This window comes from Enterobacter sp. BNK-13 (assembly GCF_048685015.1).
Classification (GTDB): Bacteria; Pseudomonadota; Gammaproteobacteria; order Enterobacterales; family Enterobacteriaceae; genus Enterobacter; species Enterobacter quasiroggenkampii.
The window spans coordinates 4,184,535-4,203,386 of record NZ_JBLQTP010000001.1 but is presented as its reverse complement, the minus strand read 5'-3'; the positions used below and the strand labels follow the sequence as shown (position 1 = coordinate 4,203,386).

Genomic DNA, 18,852 nt, shown 5'->3' with positions numbered 1-18,852 from the left:
ATGCCTAAGTATCGTTCAGCCACCACCACCCACGGCCGTAACATGGCGGGTGCCCGCGCACTGTGGCGCGCCACCGGAATGACCGACGCCGATTTCGGCAAGCCAATTATCGCCGTGGTGAACTCCTTCACCCAGTTCGTACCGGGCCATGTGCACCTGCGCGATCTGGGTAAGCTGGTTGCCGAGCAAATCGAGGCCTCCGGCGGCGTGGCGAAAGAGTTCAACACCATTGCGGTGGATGACGGTATCGCGATGGGCCACGGGGGCATGCTCTATTCACTGCCGTCGCGCGAGTTGATCGCCGACTCGGTGGAGTACATGGTTAACGCCCACTGCGCCGATGCGATGGTCTGTATCTCCAACTGCGACAAAATCACCCCGGGGATGCTGATGGCCTCCCTGCGACTGAATATTCCGGTGATCTTCGTCTCCGGTGGCCCAATGGAAGCGGGGAAAACCAAGCTCTCCGACAAAATCATCAAGCTCGACCTGGTCGATGCGATGATTCAGGGTGCGGATCCGAAGGTTTCTGACGAGCAGAGCGATCAGGTGGAACGCTCCGCGTGTCCGACCTGCGGCTCCTGTTCCGGTATGTTCACGGCGAACTCCATGAACTGCCTGACCGAAGCGCTGGGTCTGTCTCAGCCGGGCAACGGCTCGCTGCTGGCGACCCATGCCGACCGTAAGCAGCTGTTCCTCAACGCCGGTAAACGTATCGTTGAGCTGACCAAACGCTACTACGAGCAGGACGACGCCAGCGCGCTGCCGCGCAGCATCGCCAGTAAAGCGGCATTCGAGAACGCCATGACCCTGGATATCGCCATGGGCGGTTCCACCAACACCGTTCTGCACCTGCTGGCCGCCGCGCAGGAAGCCGAAATCGACTTCACCATGAGCGACATCGACAAGCTCTCCCGTAAAGTGCCGCAGCTGTGTAAGGTCGCGCCAAGTACGCAGAAGTACCACATGGAAGACGTGCACCGTGCCGGTGGCGTCATCGGTATCCTCGGCGAGCTGGATCGCGCCGGGCTGCTGAACCGTGACGTGAAGAACGTGCTCGGGCTGACGCTGCCGGAGTCGCTGGACCAGTACGACGTGATGCTGACCAAAGACGACGCGGTGAAAAAAATGTTCCGCGCCGGTCCTGCCGGTATTCGTACCACGCAGGCATTCTCGCAGGATTGCCGCTGGGACACCCTGGACGATGACCGCGCCGAAGGCTGCATCCGCTCGCTGGAACACGCCTACAGCAAAGACGGCGGTCTGGCCGTGCTGTACGGTAACTTTGCGGAAAATGGCTGCATCGTGAAGACCGCTGGCGTGGACGACAGCATCCTGAAATTCACCGGTCCGGCGAAAGTGTACGAAAGCCAGGATGAAGCGGTAGACGCCATCCTCGGCGGTAAAGTGGTGGAAGGCGATGTGGTGGTCATCCGTTATGAAGGGCCAAAAGGCGGCCCGGGTATGCAGGAGATGCTCTACCCAACCACCTTCCTGAAATCGATGGGCCTCGGTAAAGCCTGCGCGCTGATCACCGACGGGCGTTTCTCCGGCGGGACCTCTGGTCTCTCCATCGGTCACGTTTCGCCGGAAGCGGCAAGCGGCGGCAACATCGCCATCATCGAAGACGGCGACCTGATCGAAATCGACATTCCGAATCGCGGCATTCAGCTCAAGCTGAGCGACCAGGAGATCGCGGCCCGTCGTGAAGCGCAGGAAGCGCGCGGCGACAAAGCCTGGACGCCGAAAGACCGTCAGCGTGAAGTCTCCTTCGCCCTGCGCGCCTACGCGAGCCTTGCCACCAGTGCAGATAAAGGCGCGGTGCGCGATAAATCGAAACTTGGGGGCTAACGATGGCCGAGTCGCAACCCTTATCCGCCGCCCCTGAGGGGGCGGAGTACCTGAGAGCGGTGCTGCGCGCGCCGGTCTATGAAGCCGTGCAGGTCACCCCCCTGCAGAAAATGGAAAAACTCTCTTCGCGCCTCGACAACGTCATTCTGGTGAAGCGCGAAGACCGCCAGCCGGTGCACAGCTTTAAGCTGCGCGGCGCCTACGCGATGATGGCCGGGCTGACCGACGAGCAAAAAGCGCGCGGCGTGATTACCGCCTCGGCAGGTAACCATGCGCAAGGCGTGGCGTTCTCGTCTGCTCGCCTGGGTCTGAAAGCACTGATCGTGATGCCGGTTGCTACCGCAGACATCAAGGTCGACGCGGTGCGCGGTTTCGGCGGCGAAGTCTTACTCCACGGGGCCAACTTTGACGAAGCCAAAGCCAAAGCGATTGAGCTGGCGCAGCAGCAGGGGTTCACCTGGGTGCCGCCGTTCGACCACCCGATGGTGATTGCCGGGCAGGGGACGCTGGCGCTTGAACTGCTGCAGCAGGATGCCCATCTCGACCGCGTCTTTGTCCCGGTGGGCGGAGGCGGTTTAGCCGCAGGCGTGGCGGTGCTGATCAAACAGCTGATGCCGCAGATCAAAGTCATTGCCGTGGAAGCGGAAGACTCCGCCTGCCTGAAAGCGGCGCTGGAGGCCGGGCATCCGGTTGACCTGCCGCGCGTCGGGCTGTTTGCCGAGGGCGTGGCGGTGAAGCGTATTGGCGACGAAACGTTCCGCCTGTGCCGGGAATATCTCGACGATATCGTCACGGTGGACAGCGATGCCATCTGCGCGGCGATGAAAGATCTGTTCGAAGACGTGCGTGCGGTGGCGGAACCGTCCGGCGCGCTGGCGCTGGCGGGCATGAAAAAATACATCGCACAGCACAACATCCGCGGCGAGCGTCTGGCGCACGTGCTTTCCGGTGCCAACGTGAACTTCCACGGTCTTCGCTACGTGTCCGAACGCTGCGAGCTGGGCGAACAGCGTGAAGCGCTGCTGGCGGTGACCATTCCGGAAGAGAAGGGCAGCTTCCTGAAGTTCTGTCAGCTGCTGGGCGGTCGTTCGGTGACGGAATTTAACTACCGTTTTGCCGATGCCAAAGATGCCTGCATTTTTGTCGGCGTGCGTCTGAGCCGTGGCGTGGAGGAGCGCAAAGAGATCCTCAACCTGCTGCATGAGGGCGGCTATAGTGTGGTCGATCTCTCTGACGATGAGATGGCGAAGCTGCACGTGCGTTACATGGTCGGCGGCCGCCCTTCGAAGCCGCTCAAGGAACGCCTGTTCAGCTTTGAATTCCCGGAATCGCCGGGCGCGCTGCTCAAGTTCCTGCACACGCTGGGCACGCACTGGAACATCTCCCTGTTCCACTACCGCAGCCACGGCACCGATTATGGTCGCGTGCTGGCGGCGTTCGAGTTGGGCGAGCACGAGCCGGATTTCGAAACGCGGCTGAACGAGCTGGGCTATGAGTGTCACGACGAAACCCATAACCCGGCGTTCCGGTTCTTCCTGGCAGGCTAGTGGTAGAGCTGCGCGTAGGCCGGGTAAGCGTAGCGCCACCCGGCTTCAGTGGTTCGGCAATATCGTCCAGAACGCATCAATAAGCGGCTCATGCAGCCGCTTTTTTTGTGCGCATACGCCAAGCTCAAACGGCGTTTTCTCGTCGCTGCGTTCCAGAATCATCACGCGATTGCGCACCGGTTCCGGGCTATTTTCCAGCACCACTTCCGGCAGTAGGGCCACGCCGCAGCCGAGCGCCACCATCGACACCATCGCCTCATGACCGCTGACGGTGGCGTAAATCGACGGGTTGCTGATTTTCTGACGGCGGAACCACAGCTCAATGCGACGTCGCACCGGCCCCTGATCGGCCATGATAAACGGCACCGTCGACCAGTCCGGTTTTTCCACCGACACCTGGTTACGCACCGGGCAGGGCAGCGCCGGGGCAATCAGCACCACCGCCAGATTCTCCAGCATCGAGAACGCTACCGCGCCCGGCAGGGTTTCCGGCTTCCCGGCAATGGCGAGATCCGCTTCGCCCGTCACCACTTTTTCCATTGCGTCGGCGGCGTCACCGGTAGTGAGCTTAATTTCAACGGACGGATGCGCCGCGCGGAAGCGGTCAAGGATGGGCGGCAGATGGCTGTAGGCGGCGGTCACGGAGCAAAAAATATGCAGTTCTCCGGAGAGTGACGACCCCTGCTGATCAATCGAGTGCCGCAGCTGCTGGTACTGCAACAGCGTCTGCTGGGCAAAAATGCGCAGCTCTTCGCCCGCTTCCGTGAGGGTGACCGTGCGGTTATCTCGCACGAACAGCGGCTGGCCAAGGTCTTCCTCAAGGCGTTGGATCTGGCGTGAAAGCGTGGAGGGGCTAACGTGCATCGCCCGTGCGCTGCGGCCAAAATGACGGCTTTCCGCCAGGTGAAGAAACATTTTCAGATCGCGTAAATCCACCGATTCCACTCCCTCTTTTTACATTGCAAAAATTGCAATGTGACGTTGTGAATATATCAATTTCCGCAATAAATTTCCTGTTGTAATGTGGGTACATTCTCGCTGAAACGCGAACCGAACAATAAGACACACAACATCACGAGGTATCACCCATGGCTAACTACTTTAATACACTGAACTTGCGCCAGCAGCTGGCGCAGCTGGGCAAATGCCGCTTCATGGCGCGCGACGAATTTGCCGATGGCGCAAGCTACCTTCAGGGTAAAAAAGTGGTCATCGTCGGCTGTGGCGCACAGGGTCTGAACCAGGGCCTGAACATGCGTGACTCCGGTCTGGATATCTCCTACGCACTGCGCAAAGAAGCGATTGCCGAGAAGCGCGCTTCATGGCGTAAAGCGACTGAAAACGGCTTCAAAGTGGGTACCTACGAAGAGCTGATCCCGCAGGCGGATCTGGTGGTTAACCTGACGCCGGACAAGCAGCACTCTGACGTAGTGCGTTCCGTACAGCCGCTGATGAAAGACGGCGCCGCGCTGGGTTACTCCCACGGCTTTAACATCGTTGAAGTGGGCGAGCAGATCCGTAAAGACATCACCGTGGTGATGGTGGCACCGAAGTGCCCGGGTACCGAAGTACGTGAAGAGTACAAGCGTGGTTTCGGCGTGCCGACCCTGATCGCGGTACACCCGGAAAACGATCCGAAAGGCGAAGGTATGGCGATTGCCAAAGCATGGGCAGCGGCGACCGGCGGCCACCGTGCGGGTGTGCTGGAATCTTCCTTCGTTGCCGAAGTGAAATCTGACCTGATGGGCGAGCAGACCATCCTGTGCGGCATGCTGCAGGCCGGTTCTCTGCTGTGCTTCGATAAGCTGGTGGAAGAGGGTACCGACCCGGCATACGCGGAAAAACTGATTCAGTTCGGCTGGGAAACTATCACCGAAGCGCTGAAGCAGGGCGGTATTACGCTGATGATGGACCGTCTGTCCAACCCGGCAAAACTGCGTGCTTGCGCGCTGTCTGAACAGCTGAAAACCATCATGGCGCCGCTGTTCCAGAAACATATGGACGACATCATCTCCGGCGAGTTCTCTTCCGGCATGATGGCGGACTGGGCGAACGACGATAAGAAACTGCTGACCTGGCGTGAAGAGACCGGTAAAACCGCGTTCGAAACCGCGCCACAGTATGAAGGTAAAATCGGCGAGCAGGAGTACTTCGATAAAGGCGTCCTGATGATCGCGATGGTGAAAGCGGGCGTTGAGCTGGCGTTCGAAACCATGGTGGATTCCGGCATCATCGAAGAGTCTGCGTACTACGAATCACTGCACGAGCTGCCGCTGATTGCGAACACCATCGCTCGTAAGCGTCTGTACGAAATGAACGTGGTGATCTCTGATACCGCAGAATACGGTAACTACCTGTTCTCTTACGCCTGCGTACCGCTGCTGAAAGAGTTTATGACCACTCTGCAGACGGGCGATCTGGGTAAAGCGATTGCAGAAGGTGCCGTGGACAACGCGCAGCTGCGCGATGTGAACGAAGCGATTCGCAGCCACCAGATCGAGAAAGTGGGCCACAAACTGCGTGGCTACATGACCGATATGAAGCGTATCGCGGTAGCGGGTTAACAACTTTGTCGGGTGGCGCTTCGCTTACCCGACCTACAAAACCGTAAGATGTAGGCCGGGTAAGGCGCAGCCGCCACCCGGCTTTTTTATTTGCGATACAGCACTTTAATCACGTGGTAGCCGAACTGCGTGTGCAGCGGGCCGGTTGGCTCCAGCACCGGGCAGGAGAAGACCACTTTATCGAACGCCGGTACCATCTGACCCTGGCGGAATTCACCCAGATCGCCGCCGCGTTTGCCTGACGGACAGATGGAGTGCTTCTTCGCCAGTTTGCCGAAGTCGGCGCCGTTTTTGATCTGCTCCAGAAGATCCAGAGCCAGTTTCTCTTCTTTAACAAGAATATGCAGTGCTGCTGCTGTTTTTGCCATGATCGTGCCTTGAGTGGTATGGATTAGGCTCGCTATACTACCACGCTGTTATTCTCCCCTCCTGACTTTCATTGAGTGATCATTTATGCGTTTAAACCCCGGACAACAACAAGCCGTCGAATTTGTCACCGGACCGTGTCTGGTGCTGGCGGGGGCTGGATCCGGTAAAACCCGCGTGATCACCAACAAAATTGCGCACCTGATTCGCGGCTGTGGCTATCAGGCCCGGCACATTGCGGCGGTGACGTTTACCAATAAAGCGGCGCGTGAGATGAAAGAGCGTGTCGGTCAGACGCTGGGGCGCAAAGAGGCCCGGGGCCTGATGATCTCCACCTTCCACACGCTGGGGCTGGATATCATCAAGCGCGAGTATGCGGCGCTGGGCATGAAGTCCAACTTCTCCCTCTTTGATGATACCGATCAGGTGGCGTTGCTCAAAGAGCTCACCGAGGGGCTGATCGAAGATGACAAGGTGCTGTTGCAGCAACTGATCTCGACGATCTCAAACTGGAAAAACGATCTGATGACCCCGGCCCAGGCCGCGGCGATCGCCAAAGGCGAACGGGATCGCATCTTTGCCCACTGCTATGGTCTGTACGACGCGCACATGAAAGCGTGCAACGTGCTGGACTTCGACGACCTGATCCTGCTGCCGACGCTGCTGCTGCAGCGTAATGAAGAGGTTCGCGAGCGCTGGCAGAACAAAATCCGTTACCTGCTGGTGGATGAGTATCAGGACACCAACACCAGCCAGTACGAGCTGGTGAAGCTGCTGGTGGGGCAGCGCGCGCGTTTCACCGTGGTCGGCGATGATGACCAGTCAATTTACTCCTGGCGCGGCGCGCGTCCGCAAAACCTGGTGCTGCTGAGCAAAGATTTTCCGGCGCTGCAGGTGATTAAGCTGGAGCAGAACTACCGCTCCTCCGGGCGTATCCTGAAGGCCGCAAACATCCTGATTGCCAATAACCCGCACGTGTTTGAGAAGCGTCTCTTCTCCGAACTGGGCTACGGGACGGAGCTGAAAGTGCTCAGCGCCAATAACGAAGAGCATGAAGCGGAGCGCGTCACCGGTGAACTGATCGCCCATCACTTCGTCAATAAAACCGAATATAAGGATTACGCGATCCTCTATCGCGGGAATCACCAGTCGCGCGTCTTTGAAAAGATGCTGATGCAGAACCGCATTCCGTACAAAATCTCGGGCGGGACCTCGTTCTTCTCACGGCCAGAGATCAAAGACCTGCTGGCCTACCTGCGCGTGCTCACTAACCCGGATGACGACAGCGCGTTTCTGCGTATTGTGAATACGCCAAAACGCGAGATTGGCCCGGCGACGCTGCAAAAACTCGGCGAGTGGGCGATGACGCGTAACAAAAGCCTGTTTACCGCCAGCTTCGACATGGGGCTAAGCCAGACGTTAACCGGTCGCGGCTATGATTCGTTAACGCGATTCACCCACTGGCTCGGCGAAGTACAGCGTCTCGCGGAGCGCGAGCCGGTGGCAGCGGTGCGCGATCTCATTCACGGCATCGACTATGAGTCCTGGCTGTACGAAACCTCGGCCAGCCCGAAAGCCGCTGAGATGCGCATGAAGAACGTTAACCAGCTCTTCAGCTGGATGACCGAAATGCTGGAAGGCTCTGAAATCGACGAGCCGATGACCCTGACACAGGTCGTCACCCGCTTTACCCTGCGCGACATGATGGAGCGCGGCGAGAGTGAAGAAGAGGCCGATCAGGTACAGCTGATGACGCTGCACGCGTCAAAAGGTTTGGAGTTCCCGTATGTCTATCTGGTCGGTATGGAAGAGGGGTTGTTACCGCATCAGAGCAGCATTGATGAAGACAACGTCGACGAGGAGCGCCGCCTGGCCTACGTGGGGATCACCCGCGCGCAGAAAGAGCTGACGTTCACACTGTGTAAAGAGCGCCGTCAGTATGGCGAACTTGTCCGCCCGGAGCCGAGCCGTTTCCTGCTGGAACTGCCGCAGGATGACCTGATCTGGGAGCAGGAACGCAAAGTAATTACTGCGGAAGAGCGGATGCATAAGGGGCAGGCTAACGTGGCGAACATTCGCGCCATGCTGGCAAAAGCCAAAGAGAAAGGATAAGGATGAGTAGGCCGGGTAAGGCGAAGCCGCCACCCGGCAATGTTCAGCGTATTACTTCACTTCCAGCACCCAGTGCACATAGCTCTGCCACTGGCACTCCTGATCGATCATCTCTGCCCCAAGCGGGTGACGTTCAATCCAGTTTTCCGGCAGCGTCAGCGACAGTTTTTCGTCATCAGCCACCAGGCCGATCGCAGGCAGCAAATCATCGCGACGGCGGCTGGCAAACAGAATCGCCAGACGCAGCAGGCGGCACAGATGTTCGGCCACACGCGGCGGTACGGCATTTTGCTGATGCAAAGACGAGAGATCAACGGCATTGGTCTGGTTCAGCAGCAGCGTTGCCAGCAATTTTTTCTGTGCGGGTGTGTAGCCCGGTAAATCCAGGTTGCGCACCAGATACGCTGCATGAGCAGGAGCCTGCTTAAAATCAATACTCAGCCCCACTTCATGGAGCGCACAAGCGCTCAGCAATAAATCGCGGCTCAGTGGTTCAAGATCCCAGACGTTAGCGACCTGATCGGCGAAGCGTGACGCCAGCTGCGATACGCGTCCTGCCTGATCGATATCAACCAGAAAACGACGCTGCACGTTGCGCAGGGTACGGCTGCGGATGTCCTGATCGACCGACAGATGCAGCATCCCGTAGACCAGACCTTCACGCAGCGCGCCGCCGGCCAGGGTCATACACTGGATGTTCAGTTCGGTGAAAATAGCGATCAGAATAGCCAGCCCGCTCGGGAAAACCAGCGCGCGTTCGAGCGTCAGGCCTTCAATTTCCAGCTCTTCAAGGCGTCCACATTGAATGGCGCGCTGTTTTAGCTGCTGAAGCTTGGCAAGCGTAATCCGCTCGTCCATTCCCTGCGCCATCATGATTTCCTGCAGGGCCTGCACGGTACCCGACGCACCCACGCACACTTTCCAGCCGTGATAGCGCAGCTCGTCCATGACGGGACGTAGCACCTCGCGCGCCGCATTTTCTGCCTCGTCGAAGTTCTCTTTACCCAGATTACGATCGGTAAAGTAGCGCTCAAGCCAGGTCACGCAGCCCATAGACAGGCTGAACAGCGACGTTGCCTGCGCGCCGGTGCCGGTCACCAGCTCGGTACTGGCACCGCCGATATCCACCACCAGGCGGCGATCGTCACCCCCCGTGGTATGTGCAACCCCCTGATAGATCAGGCGAGCTTCTTCTTCACCGCTGATAACCTGAACCGGGCAACCGAGAATTTCCTGCGCTCTGGCAATAAAATCCACGGCGTTAACCGCCAGGCGGAGTGTCGCGGTGGCGACGACGGTGATTTGGGCATGCGGGATATCCTGCAGACGCTCGGCAAAGAGTCGCAGACACTGCCAACCACGTTCCATGGCTTCAGGTGAGAGGTGATTGTCGCTGCTCAGGCCCGCCGCGAGGCGGACCTTGCGCTTAATGCGCGTCAGCGTTTGTATGCTTCCTGCCACCTCGCGCACAACCAGCATATGAAAACTATTCGAACCGAGATCGATTGCTGCATAAAGCGAGGTGGAGCTGAGCATATTTTCTTAACCTGAACGACGACGATTACGCGGTGCGCCGCCTGAACGACGCGGTCCATTGCCGGAGCGTGGGCGGGTTAGACGCTTAGGCGGCGGCAGTTCGCTTAACAGCGCTTCCGGATTGTATTTGCTCTGCGGAATAGAGTGACCAATGTAGGTCTCAATGGCCGGAAGATTCAGCGCATACTCTTCACACGCAAGGCTAATCGAATGACCGCTTGCGCCCGCACGACCGGTACGACCGATACGGTGTACGTAGTCTTCACAGTCGTCTGGCAGATCGTAGTTAAAGACGTGCGTTACGGCTGGAATGTGTAAACCACGTGCAGCCACGTCGGTGGCGACCAGAATATCGAGATCGCCACGGGTGAATTCTTCAAGAATTCGCAGGCGTTTTTTCTGCGCGACATCGCCGGTTAACAGGCCAACACGGTGGCCGTCTGCAGCCAGATGGCCCCAGATGTCTTCACAGCGGTGTTTGGTGTTCGCGAAGATAATGGCGCGATCTGGCCACTCTTCTTCAATCAGCGTTTGCAGCAGGCGCATCTTCTCTTCATTCGAAGGATAGAAGAGCTCTTCTTTAATGCGGTGACCCGTTTTCTGCTCCGGTTCCACTTCCACGTACTCGGCGTTGTTCATCTGTTCGAACGCCAGTTCGCGCACACGGTAGGAGAGGGTTGCAGAGAACAGCATATTCAGGCGCTGGTTAGCCGGAGGCATACGACGGAACAGCCAGCGGATGTCTTTAATGAAGCCCAGATCGTACATGCGGTCAGCTTCATCGAGTACCACAACCTGGATGGCACCGAGGTTAATGTGGTTCTGTTTGGCGTAATCGATAAGACGGCCGGTGGTACCGATCAGGATATCCACACCGCTTTCCAGCACTTTCAGCTGCTTATCGTAGCCGTCGCCGCCATAGGCCAGGCCCAGCTTCAGGCCGGTAGCCTGCGCCAGGGGTTCAGCGTCTGCGTGGATCTGTACCGCCAGTTCTCGCGTCGGGGCCATAATTAGCGCGCGCGGCTGGTTAACTTTGCGGTCTGCAATCGCTGGGTGAGAAAGTAAATAATGAAACGTTGACGTTAAAAACGCCATCGTTTTGCCGGTACCGGTTTGCGCCTGCCCGGCAACATCGCGACCGGCCAGCGTCAGCGGCAGCGCGAGGGCCTGAATGGGCGTGCAGTTATGAAACCCTTTATTTTCAAGGGCTTCAATCACCTTCGGGTGCAGCGCGAAGTCGGAAAACTTCTGTTCTGTTAAATGTGTTTTGCTCATAGTGTGGTAGAATATCAGCTTACTATTGCTTTACGAAAGCGTATCCGGTGAAATAAAGTCAACCTTTAGTTGGTTAATGCGACATCAACACGTCGTTGGTGGAGACAAAACCAACGTACCAGGCTTATTCCTGTGGAGTTATATATGAGCGATAAAATTATTCACCTGACTGACGACAGTTTTGACACGGACGTACTTAAGGCTGACGGGCTGATCCTCGTCGATTTCTGGGCTGAATGGTGTGGTCCTTGCAAAATGATCGCCCCGATTCTGGATGAGATCGCCGACGAATATCAGGGCAAACTGACCGTTGCCAAGCTGAACATCGACCAGAACCCGGGCACCGCACCAAAATACGGTATCCGTGGCATTCCGACCCTGCTGCTGTTCAAAAACGGCGAAGTGGCGGCGACCAAAGTGGGCGCGCTGTCTAAAGGTCAACTGAAAGAGTTCCTGGACGCTAACCTGGCGTAAGGTTTCTCCGCTGCGCGTTCAGAGCTCCCGGCTAAATGATCTGGAACTCTGGACGCCCGGCTGAAGTCGTGCTAAGTTAGCTATGACTTCGTTTTAAACATATCTTGTTGTTTGAATCTTGTTTTACCCGATACTTCCCGCTGTTGACATATCCAGTGCGTGAAGTGGCTAAATTCCGGGCTTGTCACTCAATCCGTCTTGTCGTTTCAGTTCTGCGTTCTTTCCCTGTGACCAGACAGCGAACAGACATGAGTTGATGGCCGCTAAACAGGCATGGATGACCCTGCCATACCATTCACAACATTAAGTTCGAGAATCACCCCGAGTTTAAGAACCCACACCATTATGAATCTTACCGAATTAAAGAATACGCCGGTTTCTGAGCTGATCACTCTCGGCGAAAATATGGGGCTGGAAAACCAGGCTCGTATGCGCAAGCAGGACATCATTTTCGCCATCCTGAAGCAGCACGCTAAGAGTGGCGAAGATATCTTTGGCGACGGTGTGCTGGAGATATTGCAAGACGGATTTGGTTTCCTCCGCTCTGCAGACAGCTCCTACCTCGCCGGCCCTGACGACATCTACGTATCCCCCAGCCAAATCCGCCGTTTCAATCTCCGCACTGGTGACACCATTTCAGGTAAGATTCGTCCTCCTAAAGAGGGTGAACGCTACTTTGCGCTGTTGAAAGTCAATGAAGTTAACTTCGACAAACCTGAAAACTCGCGTAATAAGATCCTCTTTGAGAACTTAACGCCGCTGCACGCGAACTCTCGCCTGCGCATGGAACGTGGTAACGGTTCGACCGAAGACTTAACCGCGCGTGTTCTGGATCTGGCATCACCTATTGGTCGCGGCCAGCGTGGTCTGATTGTGGCGCCGCCAAAAGCGGGTAAAACCATGCTGCTGCAGAACATCGCGCAGAGCATCGCCTATAACCACCCAGACTGTGTGCTGATGGTGCTGCTGATTGACGAACGTCCGGAAGAAGTGACCGAGATGCAGCGTCTGGTTAAAGGTGAAGTGGTTGCTTCAACCTTCGACGAGCCAGCATCTCGCCACGTTCAGGTTGCGGAAATGGTTATCGAGAAGGCAAAACGCCTGGTTGAGCACAAGAAAGACGTGATCATCCTGCTCGACTCCATCACCCGTCTGGCGCGTGCCTACAACACCGTGGTGCCAGCGTCTGGTAAAGTGCTGACCGGTGGTGTGGATGCTAACGCCCTGCATCGTCCGAAACGCTTCTTCGGTGCTGCACGTAACGTGGAAGAGGGAGGCAGCCTGACCATCATCGCGACGGCGCTGATCGATACCGGTTCCAAAATGGACGAAGTGATTTACGAAGAGTTTAAAGGTACAGGCAACATGGAACTGCACCTCTCTCGTAAGATCGCTGAAAAACGCGTCTTCCCGGCTATCGACTACAACCGTTCCGGTACCCGTAAAGAAGAGCTGCTCACCACTCAGGAAGAGCTGCAGAAAATGTGGATCCTGCGCAAAATCATCCATCCAATGGGTGAAATCGACGCGATGGAGTTCCTCATTAACAAACTGGCGATGACCAAAACCAACGACGATTTCTTCGACATGATGAAACGCTCGTAACGCAAATAAAGCCAGCGAACGCCACGTTTTTACGTGGCGTTTTTCTTTTATGGACTATACGCTAGTACCACCTACTCCCAATTTTGACGTGTAGGTGTAACAATAAGACGATTCGTAGAGTAAAAACATTAATAGCTTGAATAATATACAAATGAGGTCACAAGAGGTTTACTTTTACCTTCGGGCTATGAGCCTTCATGGTTATACTTCCGAGACTAACATTTGTTGAGAATCCATTGTGAACCTATTCGATACGTTTACTGATCTAACCAGTATTTTTTTATTCACCACCTGTTTTCTGTTTATTGCGCGTAAGGTGGCGAAATACGTGGGGTTAGTGGATAAACCCAACTTCCGGAAACGTCATCAGGGTATGATCCCCCTGGTGGGTGGTATCTCAGTATTTGCTGGTATTTGCTATGCCTTCGCAATTGCTAACTACTATGTCCCACATGTCAAATTATACCTGATGTGTTCAACGGTACTGGTTATCGTCGGCGCGCTTGACGATCGTTATGACATCAGCGTTAAAATTCGCGCCTTTGTGCAGGCGGCAGTTGGCATTGCCATGATGGTCTCAGCAAAACTCTACTTAAGTAGCCTGGGCTATATTTTTGGCTCGTGGGAGATGGTGCTCGGCCCGTTCGGCTATTTTCTGACGCTTTTCGCCGTATGGGTGGCTATAAACGCATTCAACATGGTCGATGGTATTGATGGCTTGCTGGGGGGACTCTCCTGCGTCTCATTTGCCGCGATCGGTTTTATTTTGTGGTTTGACGGACAATATAGTCTTGCTATGTGGTGCTTCGCCATGATTGCCGCCATCCTGCCTTATATCCTGTTAAACCTCGGTGCGCTGGGGCGTCGCTATAAAGTCTTTATGGGTGATGCGGGCAGTACACTCATTGGGTTTACCGTCATCTGGATCTTGCTGGAAACGACTCAGGGACAAGTCCATCCTATCAGCCCTGTTACCGCGTTGTGGATTATCGCTATCCCGTTAATGGATATGGTTGCGATAATGTATCGCCGCTTGCGCAAAGGGATGAGTCCCTTCTCAGCCGACCGACAGCATATTCATCATTTGATCATGCGAGCTGGATTCACCTCCAGACAGGCATTTGTTTTGATAACCGTGGCGGCTGCTATCCTTGCGGGAGTGGGTGTTGCCGCGGAGTATGCTCATTTTGTGCCAGAATGGGTCATGTTGGTATTATTCTTGCTAGCATTTTTCCTGTACGGCTACTGCATTAAGCGCGCATGGAAAGTGGCGCGGTTCATAAAACGTATTAAACGCCGGATGCGTCGTAACAGCGGCAAAAACACAACATTAACTAAATAAAACCGGGACTATGATGACTCAACCGTTGGCGGGAGCGAAATCAGTGGTAACAGAGAATGAACTGGATATTCGGGGTTTGTTTCGCGTGTTATGGGCAGGCAAACTTTGGATTGCGGGGATCGCGCTGGGATTTGCACTGTTAGCGCTGGCCTATACGTTCTTTGCAAAACAGGAATGGAGCGCCACGGCAATCACGGACAAACCAACGGTTAACATGCTTGGGGGATACTATTCCCAGCAGCAATTCCTGCGAAACCTGGATATCAAAGCCAACCTTGCCACGCCAGATCAGGTTTCCGTTATGGATGAGGCCTACAAAGAGTTTGTGATGCAACTGGCTTCGTGGGATACGCGTCGCGACTTCTGGTCCCAGACGGATTACTACAAGCAGCGTCGGGTTGATAACACCAAAGCCGATGCCGCCCTGCTGGACGATCTGATTAACAATATTCAGTTTATGCCGGGCGACGCGCTGCGTAACGTGAATGACAGCGTCAAGCTGATTGCAGAAACCGCGCCGGATGCCAACAACCTGCTGCGTCAATACGTCGCGTTTGCCAGCCAGCGTGCCGCAAGCCATCTTAACGAAGAGCTTAAAGGCGCCTGGGCGGCCCGTACCATCCAGATGAAAGCCCAGGTTAAACGTCAGGAAGAGGTGGCTAAAGCGATTTTCACTCGCCGTGTACACAACATTGAGCAGGCGCTGAAAATTGCGGAACAGCACAATATTTCCCGTAGTGAGACGGACGTGCCGGCTGATGAACTGCCTGACTCTGAAATGTTCCTTCTTGGTCGCCCTATGCTGCAGGCACGTCTGGAAAATCTCCAGGCCGTCGGTCCTGATGTTGACCTCGATTACGATCAAAATCGCGCGATGCTCAATACGCTTAATGTCGGTCCCTCTCTGGACCCGCGTTTTCAGACCTATCGTTATTTGCGAACGCCTGAAGAACCTGTAAAACGCGACAGTCCGCGTCGTGCATTCCTGATGATCATGTGGGGGATTGTCGGTGCACTGGCGGGCGCTGGCGTGGCGTTAACGCGTCGTCGCACAAACTAAGAATGCCGTCTACGATGAAGGCTGCGGCCTTCATCGCCTAATCGAAGAGAATCGATGTGAAAGTACTAACCGTATTTGGCACCAGGCCGGAGGCCATTAAGATGGCACCTCTGGTTCATGCCCTGGCCAGCGATCCTGATATTGAAGCGAAAGTCTGCGTCACGGCCCAGCACCGTGAGATGCTTGACCAGGTCTTAACGCTCTTTTCCATCGTCCCGGATTACGACCTTAATATTATGAAACCGGGGCAAGGGTTGACGGAGATAACCTGTCGCATACTGCAAGATCTCAAGCCGATCCTGGAGTCATTCAAGCCTGACGTGGTGCTGGTACACGGAGATACCACCACGACCGTGGCGACCAGCCTGGCCGCGTTTTATCAACGTATTCCCGTGGGGCATGTCGAGGCGGGTCTGCGTACCGGCAATCTGTATTCGCCGTGGCCGGAGGAAGCCAACCGCACGCTAACGGGCCACCTGGCGATGTACCACTTTGCGCCAACGGAAAACTCGCGTCAGAACCTGCTGCGTGAAAATATCGCCGATAACAAAATCTTTGTGACCGGCAATACGGTCATCGATGCGTTAATTTGGGTACGTGACCGCGTCCTCGCAAACGACGATCTTAAGAAAGAACTCGCTGCCCGCTATCCCTTCCTGCACAACGGTAAAAAAACCATACTGGTGACGGGCCACCGACGCGAAAGCTTTGGCCGGGGCTTTGAGCAAATCTGTCACGCGCTGGCTGAAATCGCCGCGCAGAACGACGATGTGCAGATTGTCTATCCGGTCCATCTCAATCCTAACGTCAGCGAACCGGTTAACCGCATCCTGGGTCATGTGGAAAATGTCCTTCTGATTGAACCGCAGGACTACCTGCCGTTTGTCTGGCTGATGAACCATGCCTGGCTGATCCTTACCGATTCCGGCGGCATTCAGGAGGAAGCGCCCTCTCTCGGCAAGCCGGTTCTGGTGATGCGTGAAACCACTGAACGTCCGGAAGCGGTGAAAGCCGGGACGGTGCGTCTGGTTGGCACCAACGCGCAGCTCATTGTCGAAGAGGTCACGCGCCTTCTGCATGACGATGAAACGTATCAGGCGATGAGCCGGGCCCATAATCCGTACGGAGACGGGCAGGCTTGTGGCCGTATTTTGCATGCACTTAAACACAATCAGGTATCGCTATGAGTTTTACTACCCTCTCTGTCATTGGTCTTGGCTACATCGGCTTGCCCACCGCGGCGGCGTTTGCCTCTCGTCAGAAACAGGTTGTCGGTGTGGATATCAACGCCCGCGCGGTGGAAACCATTAACCGTGGCGAAATTCATATTGTCGAGCCCGATCTGGATCGTGTAGTGAAAGAGGCGGTGGAGGGCGGCTTCCTGCGTGCCAGCACGACGCCCGTTGAAGCGGATGCCTACCTGATTGCCGTTCCAACGCCCTTTAAAGGCGACCATGAGCCCGACATGGTCTACGTCGAGGCGGCGGCGAAGTCCATTGCCCCTGTGCTGAAGAAAGGGGCGCTGGTGATTCTGGAATCGACCTCTCCCGTCGGCGCTACCGAGCAGATGGCGCAGTGGCTGGCCGACGCGCGCCCTGATTTAAGCTTCCCGCAACAGGCGGGGGAGCAGGCAGATATCAATATCGCCTACTGCCCGGAGCGCGTACTCCCGGGCCAGGTTATGGTCGAACTGATTAAAAACGACCGCGTCATTGGCGGTATGACGCCCGTCTGTTCCGAACGCGCCAGCGCGCTGTACAAGATTTTCCTGGAAGGCGAATGCGTGGTGACCAACTCCCGCACTGCCGAGATGTGTAAGCTGACGGAAAACAGTTTCCGCGACGTCAATATCGCCTTTGCGAACGAACTGTCGCTGATCTGCGCCGATCAAGGAATTAACGTTTGGGAGTTGATTAGCCTGGCGAATCGCCATCCGCGCGTCAACATTCTCCAGCCAGGCCCTGGCGTGGGTGGACACTGTATCGCCGTCGATCCGTGGTTTATTGTGGCGCAGAACCCAGCGCAGGCGCGCCTGATTCGCACCGCCCGTGAAGTCAATGACAGCAAACCTCACTGGGTGCTCAATCAGGTCAAAACCACGGTAGCGGATTGTCTGGCAGAGAGCGGCAAGCGCGCCAGCGAGCTGAAAATTGCCTGCTTTGGTCTGGCCTTCAAACCGAATATTGACGACCTGCGTGAAAGCCCGGCGATGGAAATTGCTCAGATGATTGCCGAATGGCACAAGGGTGAAACGCTGGTGGTTGAGCCGAATATTCATGAACTGCCGGCAAAACTGGCGGGGCACTGCACGCTGACAGCGCTGGATGAGGCGCTGGCGACGGCGGACGTACTGGTGCTGCTGGTGGATCATAAAGCGTTTAAAGCGACGCCTGGTGATGCGGTGCGTCAGCAGTATGTGGTTGATACCAAAGGCGTCTGGCGTTGAACAGCCTGAACGGGGTACTCGAGCCCCTGCAGTGGGAGAGTGCCTTTTTCGGCCTGCCGTCGGCCATTGTGCGCCTGCGCGATGATGCGCCGGTACTGGCTGAATCAGATTTGAACGCCTGGCAACGGATTCAGGCGAAGATCCCGGCGGACCGTACCGACCTGCTTGACGCGCTCCAGCAACGCGGCTTTCAACTGGTTGAAGGTGAGGCAGACCTTGCCATAACCCTCACCCGGCACGATGCGCCCGGTGCGGATATGGCAACCGAACAGGATATTCCCGTGCTGCGTCAGATGGCGGCTCAGGCGTTTGCGCAGAGTCGCTTTCGTACGCCCTGGTATGCACCTGACGATAGCGGACGTTTCTATGCCCAGTGGATAGAGAATGCGGTTAAAGGCACCTTTGATCACGTCTGCCTGGTTTTCCGCGCAGGGGACGGTCAACCCCAGGGGTTCGTCTCGCTTCGCAAGCTCAACGCGCGCGAGGCGCGTATTGGCTTATTAGCCGGGCGCGGCATGGGTGAGAAGCTCATGCAGGCGGCGCTGCACTGGGCGCAGCAGCAGCAGGTTGAGACGCTGCGGGTGGCGACCCAGGTGGGCAACACCGCCGCGCTTAAACGTTATATTGCGAGTGGTGCCAACATCGACGCCACCGCCTACTGGTTATACAGGTGA

Annotated in this window: 15 protein-coding genes; 11 read left to right on the top strand and 4 right to left on the bottom strand. The window is 56.2% G+C overall.

Annotated elements, in window-relative coordinates; all coding sequences use genetic code 11:
• Together ilvD and ilvA are read left to right on the top strand one after the other, a co-directional pair.
• Entirely contained in the window at nucleotides 1-1,851 is a 1,851-nt protein-coding gene (ilvD, locus tag ACMGGQ_RS20280; RefSeq protein WP_045909248.1) for a dihydroxy-acid dehydratase, read from the top strand.
• Between the two features lie 2 nt (nucleotides 1,852-1,853).
• Nucleotides 1,854-3,398, top strand: a complete 1,545-nt coding sequence (gene ilvA / locus ACMGGQ_RS20275; protein ID WP_045909247.1) for a threonine ammonia-lyase, biosynthetic — start codon at nucleotides 1,854-1,856, stop codon at nucleotides 3,396-3,398.
• Nucleotides 3,399-3,443: 45 nt separating this feature from the next.
• On the opposite strand, the gene ilvY is transcribed toward ilvA, so the two are convergent.
• Nucleotides 3,444-4,334, bottom strand: coding sequence for an HTH-type transcriptional activator IlvY (gene ilvY / locus ACMGGQ_RS20270; RefSeq protein WP_420290435.1), 891 nt, complete (start codon nucleotides 4,332-4,334; stop codon nucleotides 3,444-3,446).
• A gap of 152 nt (nucleotides 4,335-4,486) precedes the next feature.
• On the opposite strand from ilvY, the gene ilvC reads away from it, so the two are divergent.
• Nucleotides 4,487-5,962 carry a ketol-acid reductoisomerase gene (gene ilvC / locus ACMGGQ_RS20265; protein ID WP_420290434.1) on the top strand — a complete coding sequence of 492 codons (1,476 nt, stop codon included), beginning with the start codon at nucleotides 4,487-4,489 and terminating at the stop codon, nucleotides 5,960-5,962.
• An 86-nt stretch (nucleotides 5,963-6,048) separates the two neighbouring features.
• On the opposite strand, the gene ppiC is transcribed toward ilvC, so the two are convergent.
• Nucleotides 6,049-6,330: a peptidylprolyl isomerase PpiC gene (gene ppiC, locus ACMGGQ_RS20260; protein WP_008501570.1), complete on the bottom strand. Its 282-nt coding sequence runs from the start codon at nucleotides 6,328-6,330 to the stop codon at nucleotides 6,049-6,051.
• Between the two features lie 85 nt (nucleotides 6,331-6,415).
• Between ppiC and rep the strand changes: the two genes are divergently transcribed.
• Entirely contained in the window at nucleotides 6,416-8,440 is a 2,025-nt protein-coding gene (rep, locus tag ACMGGQ_RS20255; RefSeq protein ID WP_008501569.1) for a DNA helicase Rep, read from the top strand.
• 51 nt (nucleotides 8,441-8,491) lie between these two features.
• On the opposite strand, the gene gppA is transcribed toward rep, so the two are convergent.
• Entirely contained in the window at nucleotides 8,492-9,976 is a 1,485-nt protein-coding gene (gene gppA, locus ACMGGQ_RS20250; protein WP_032654053.1) for a guanosine-5'-triphosphate,3'-diphosphate diphosphatase, read from the bottom strand.
• 6 nt (nucleotides 9,977-9,982) lie between these two features.
• Nucleotides 9,983-11,251, bottom strand: a complete 1,269-nt coding sequence (gene rhlB / locus ACMGGQ_RS20245; protein WP_021242834.1) for an ATP-dependent RNA helicase RhlB — start codon at nucleotides 11,249-11,251, stop codon at nucleotides 9,983-9,985.
• A gap of 144 nt (nucleotides 11,252-11,395) precedes the next feature.
• Between rhlB and trxA the strand changes: the two genes are divergently transcribed.
• The 7 genes from trxA (at nucleotide 11,396) to rffC (ending at nucleotide 18,852) form a co-directional block, all read left to right on the top strand.
• Nucleotides 11,396-11,725 (top strand): thioredoxin TrxA, encoded by a 330-nt coding sequence (gene trxA / locus ACMGGQ_RS20240; RefSeq protein WP_006179218.1) that lies wholly within the window; start codon nucleotides 11,396-11,398, stop codon nucleotides 11,723-11,725.
• A gap of 345 nt (nucleotides 11,726-12,070) precedes the next feature.
• The gene (gene rho / locus ACMGGQ_RS20235) at nucleotides 12,071-13,330 is read left to right on the top strand and encodes a transcription termination factor Rho (RefSeq protein ID WP_008501566.1); all 1,260 of its coding nucleotides are present in this window, start codon (nucleotides 12,071-12,073) and stop codon (nucleotides 13,328-13,330) included.
• A gap of 238 nt (nucleotides 13,331-13,568) precedes the next feature.
• A complete protein-coding gene (gene wecA, locus ACMGGQ_RS20230) occupies nucleotides 13,569-14,672 on the top strand; it encodes a UDP-N-acetylglucosamine--undecaprenyl-phosphate N-acetylglucosaminephosphotransferase (protein ID WP_045909243.1) in 1,104 nt (367 codons plus the stop codon).
• Between the two features lie 13 nt (nucleotides 14,673-14,685).
• Complete coding sequence (gene wzzE, locus ACMGGQ_RS20225) at nucleotides 14,686-15,732, top strand: ECA polysaccharide chain length modulation protein (RefSeq protein ID WP_045909242.1); 1,047 nt, start codon at nucleotides 14,686-14,688, stop codon at nucleotides 15,730-15,732.
• A gap of 56 nt (nucleotides 15,733-15,788) precedes the next feature.
• A complete protein-coding gene (gene wecB, locus ACMGGQ_RS20220; protein ID WP_063622987.1) occupies nucleotides 15,789-16,919 on the top strand; it encodes a non-hydrolyzing UDP-N-acetylglucosamine 2-epimerase in 1,131 nt (376 codons plus the stop codon).
• Complete coding sequence (wecC, locus tag ACMGGQ_RS20215) at nucleotides 16,916-18,178, top strand: UDP-N-acetyl-D-mannosamine dehydrogenase (protein ID WP_196365685.1); 1,263 nt, start codon at nucleotides 16,916-16,918, stop codon at nucleotides 18,176-18,178. Before wecB ends, wecC begins: the two co-directional genes overlap by 4 nt.
• Nucleotides 18,175-18,852, top strand: a complete 678-nt coding sequence (gene rffC / locus ACMGGQ_RS20210; protein ID WP_420290433.1) for a dTDP-4-amino-4,6-dideoxy-D-galactose acyltransferase — start codon at nucleotides 18,175-18,177, stop codon at nucleotides 18,850-18,852. The genes wecC and rffC overlap by 4 nt, the downstream gene beginning before the upstream one ends.